The sequence below is a fragment of the Streptomyces sp. SID14478 genome, from assembly GCF_010548525.1.
Classification (GTDB): Bacteria; Actinomycetota; Actinomycetes; order Streptomycetales; family Streptomycetaceae; genus Streptomyces.
The window spans coordinates 1-856 of record NZ_JAAGMG010000970.1; the positions used below are offsets into that span (position 1 = coordinate 1).

Here is an 856-nt window from a genome sequence, read left to right on the forward strand (position 1 = left end):
GCCCGCCGTGCGCGACCGGTCCCGGCAGTGGAACGCCAGCTCGCAGGCGGCCAGGCACTCCGGCGCGTACGTCGCGGGCACCGACTCGACCGCCGCCGTCAGCTCGGCCGCGGGCAGGTCCGGGTCGAAGGCGGTGCCGGGCGGCAGTGCGGCCGCGATGTCCTCGATCCGGGTCAGGCGTCGCAACTGGCGCCGCGTCACCGACAACTGTTTGCGCACGTCGACCGCGGAGGCGGCCGGCAGGTTCGAGAAGTCCTTCGGGCAGACCAGGACGACCCGGTCCCGGACCGTGACGCCCTCCAGCCGGGTGGCGACCTGCTCCAGGGCCAGTACGTACACCGCGGCCTGACGCGCGGCCGCGCCCACCTTCGCGGCGTCCGCCGCGCCGTCGATCATCGGGAAGGACTTGATCTCGACGACCGTCCAGCTCCCGTCCGGATGCACCACCACCGCGTCCGGCTCCAGGAACGCCGGGCTGCCCGCCACGTCCAGGGCGAGCATCGGGTGGTCCAGGAACGTCCACGTGCCGGGGGAGTCCAGCGCCTCGCGCAGGGCCAGGGCCGTGCGTGCCGTGCGGCCCTCGGGACCGATCGCCGACAGGTCGGGGGCGTGGGCGAGACCGGGAACCGGCTCGGGGCCGTCGCCGCCCACGCGCGCGTGCACCAGTTGCAGCAGCTGGGCGCCGCCGTCCGCCTTCACCCGCGCCTCGAACACATTGCCGCGCGCCAGCGCGAACTGGGACTGGCCGAACCCGGAGGGCGAGCCCAGCGCGTCCGCGATCCGCGCCTTGTCCACGCCCGCGCCGTCCAGCAGCGCCCGCCTGTCGCACCCCGGGTTCGCCGCGAGGGCGGCCAGG

At 75.7% G+C, this 856-nt stretch carries 1 protein-coding gene; it reads right to left on the reverse strand.

Annotation, left to right across the window (positions count from 1 at the left end; translation table 11 throughout):
* On the reverse strand, positions 1-855 hold an 855-nt coding region (locus G3I40_RS31175), incomplete at its 3' end, for a hypothetical protein (RefSeq protein ID WP_164305968.1).
* Position 856 lies beyond the last annotated feature (1 nt).